Source organism: Amycolatopsis sp. NPDC049252 (assembly GCF_043197175.1).
Taxonomy (GTDB): Bacteria; Actinomycetota; Actinomycetes; order Mycobacteriales; family Pseudonocardiaceae; genus Amycolatopsis.
On sequence record NZ_JBICSQ010000177.1, the window covers coordinates 1 to 3,665 of the forward strand.

Here is a 3,665-nt window from a genome sequence, read left to right on the forward strand (position 1 = left end):
TCATCGGTGTGCGCATCCACTTGTCCTTCCGCAGCGGGGTGCGTGCCAGTACGGTCTACGGTCGGCGGAGTTGTCCGGTGTCGTCGGACGGCTACCGGACAACAGATGCCGGACAACAGATGCCGGACAAGGGATGCCGGGCACGTCGGCCTTGCGGGGAGGCAGGGGAGGCAATGGGAACCGATGCCGAGACCTGAGCGGCCGTTCGCCGAAGAGGACGCACTCACCCGGCTGGCCGCCGACCTGCGGCGACTGCGCGACAAGGCGGGCAGGCCGACGTACCGGACGCTGGCCCAGCGGGCGCACTACTCGACCACGACCCTCTCGGACGCGGCCGGGGGCAAGAGGCTGCCCAGCCTCGCGGTCACGCTGGCGTTCGTCGAGGCGTGCGGGGGAGACCCCGGCGACTGGGAGCGGCGCTGGCGGGAAGCGGCCGACGAGCAGAACGTCGGACCCGCGGTGGACCGGGCGTCCGACGAGTGCCCCTATCCCGGGCTGGCGGCGTTCCAACCCGGTGACGCGGCCCGGTTCCACGGCCGGGAAGCGCTCACCGGGGAAGTGGCCGGCCTCGTCGGCACCCACCGGTTCGTCACGGTGTTCGGGGCGTCCGGCGCGGGCAAGTCGTCCTTGCTGCGCGCCGGCCTGATCCCGCGGCTGCGGTCGGCGGGGCCGGTCGTCCTGTTCACGCCCGGGCACCACCCCCTCGACGAATGCGCCGCCCGGATCGCCGCGCACACCGGGGGAAACGCCCCGGCGCTGCGCCGCGAGCTCGGGGTGGACCGCCGCGCGCTGCACCTGGCCGTGCTGCAGGGCTTGGCGAACGGTCCCCGCGACGCCGAACTGTTCCTCGTCGTCGACCAATTCGAAGAGATCTTCTCGCTGTGCGCGGATCCGGCCGAACGCGTGGCGTTCATCGACGTCCTCCTCACGGCGGCGCAGGCCGCCAACAGCCGCACGCGCGTCGTGCTCGGGGTGCGCGCCGATTTCTACGCGCACTGCGCCGACTTCCCGGAACTGGCCGCGGTACTCGGGCACGGGCAGGTGCTCGTCGGGCCGATGCACACGGACGAGCTCCGTCGCGCGGTGAGCCAGCCGGCGATCGACACCGGCGCGACGCTGGAAAGCGCGCTGCTGGCGCAGGTCATCGCCGACGCCGCGGGAGAACCCAACGTGCTGCCCCTGGTGTCGCACGCGCTGCGGGAGACGTGGCACCGCCGGCGGGGAAACACCCTGACCCTGGCGGGGTACGAAGCATCCGGTGGCATGCACCACGCGCTGGCCCGCTCCGCCGAGTCGATGTACCAGGCGTTGTCACCCGCCCGGCGGGAACAGGCGCGCGACACCCTGCTGCGGCTGGTCACCCCCGGGGACGGCACCGAGGACACCAAGTGCCGGATTCAGCGGGACGAACTGCCCGCGGACCGCGAGGAAGCGCTCTCCGCGCTGGTGACGGCCCGGCTCGTCGTGGTCGACGCCGGCACCGTCGAGCTGACCCACGAGGCCTTGCTGCGGGCCTGGCCCCGCCTGCGGGGCTGGATCGCGGACGACCGGTCGAGCCTGCTGCTGCGCCGGGAGCTGAGCGAGGCGGCCTCGACGTGGGAGCGGAAACACCACGACACCGCCGATCTCTACCGCGGCAGCCGCCTGGCGGCCGCGCGGGACTGGGCCGGCCGGCATCCGCAGGACATCGGGCGGGACTCCCGCGTGCGCCGGTTCCTGGCCGCCTCGATCCGACGGCAGACGCGGGCCCGCACGCTCGGCCGGGCGGCCGTCGCCCTGCTGGCGGTCCTCGCCGTGACGGCGTCGCTCACCGCGGCCTACGCCGTGCGGCAACGCGGCGCCGCCGAAGCGGAACGCGACCGGGCCGTGGCCCTGCAGACCGTGTCCGAGTCCGCGCAGGTCCGCGACACCGACGTGTCCCTCTCGGCGCAGCTCATGATCGCCGCGCACCACATGCAGCCCACACCCGACACCGGCACCGGGTTGCTCGGCACCCAGAACCTGCCGCTGTCGGCGGTGCTGCGCGGTGGCGCGTCGACCGTCTACGGCGTCGCGTTCAGCCCGGACCGGCGCACCCTCGCCACCTCCGACGACGACGGCGTGATCCGGCTCTGGAACATCACCGACCCGGCGGCCGTCAAGCAGTGGCCGGTCTTGCTGACCGGGCACGTCGGGCGGACCTATTGGGTCTCCTTCAGCCCGGACGGCCGGGTCCTGGCCAGCGCCGGCCGGGACGGCACGGTCCGGCTGTGGGACGTCGCCGATCCCGCGCACGCCGGGCCCGCCGGACCGCCGCTGCGCGGTCACACCAGCTACGTCTTCTCCGTTTCCTTCAGCCCGGACGGGCACACCCTGGTCAGCGCCGGCCAGGACCGCACCCTGCGGCTGTGGAACGTGACCGACCCGGCGCGCGCCACCCCGATCGGCGGCGCGCTGCTCGCGCACGACGCCGCCGTGGCGTCGGCGGTCTTCAGCCCGGACGGACGCACCGTCGCCAGCGCCGGCCACGATCACCTGGTCAAGCTGTGGAACGTCACCGACCCGGCCAAGCCGGTGCTGTGGGGACAACCGCTGGCCGGGCACGGCGACACGGTCTACGCCGTCGCGTACACCGCCGACAGCCACACCCTCGCGTCGGTGAGCGCCGACCGCACGATCCGCCTGTGGAACGTCACCGACACGGCGCACGCCGCGTCCCTCGGCCCGCCGTTGACCGGGCACACGGACACCGTTTTCGCAGTCGCGTTCAGCCACGACGGCCACCTCCTCGCGACCGCGGGCGCCGACCACGACATCCACCTGTGGAACGTCACCGACCCGGCGAACCCGGTGCCGCTCGGTCACCCGCTGACCGGGCACACCGGGTACGTGTACTGGCTGGCGTTCAGTCCCGACGACCACTTCCTCGCCACCGTCGGCGCGGACCACCTGATCCGCCTGTGGGACCTGCCTTCGACGGTCGTCGTCGGGCACACCAGCTACGTCAACGGCATCGCGTTCAGCCCGGACGGCCGGGTCCTCGCCAGCACCGGCTCGGACCGCACCGTCCGGCTCTGGAACGTCGCCGACCCGCTGCACCCGGCGGCACTGGGCCTTCCGCTGGCGGGCAACACCAAAGCGGTGAGCCAGGTGGCGTTCAGCCCCGACGGGCGGACCTTGGTCAGCGCGGGCCGCGACGGTGTGGCGCGGCTGTGGAACGTCACCGATCCCGCGCACCCGGCACCGTGGGCCAAGCCGGTCAGCGGGAGCACGGCGTCGCTCACCGACGCGGTCTTCAGTCCCGACGGGCGCACCCTCGCCACCGCCGACGCGGACGGCCTCGTCCGCCTGTGGGACGTGGCCGATCCCGCCGCCGTGAAGCCGCTCGGGCCGCCGCTCGCCGGGCACACGAAAGCGGTGACCTGGCTCGTGTTCAGCCCGGACGGTCGCCGCCTCGCCACCGCCGGCGCCGACGACACCGTGCGGCTGTGGGACGTCCGCGTCCCAGCCCTCGCGGCACCCGCCGGTCAGCCGCTGGCCACCAACACCGGCGGCGTCGGCGGCATCGCGTTCAGCCCCGACGGCCGGACGCTCGCGACCGCGGGCACCGACCACACGGTCCGGCTGTGGGACCTCACCGGCGCCGCCCCGGCCCAGCTCGGGCGTCCGTTGTCCGGGCACACCAG

The 3,665-nt window shown here is 74.0% G+C and carries 1 protein-coding gene; it reads left to right on the plus strand.

What is annotated here, in order from left to right; translation table 11 throughout:
• Window positions 1-183: 183 nt before the first annotated feature.
• Window positions 184-3,665, plus strand: a 3,482-nt coding sequence (locus ACGFMK_RS48895) for a hypothetical protein (protein ID WP_392778919.1), incomplete at its 3' end; no start/stop codon positions are given.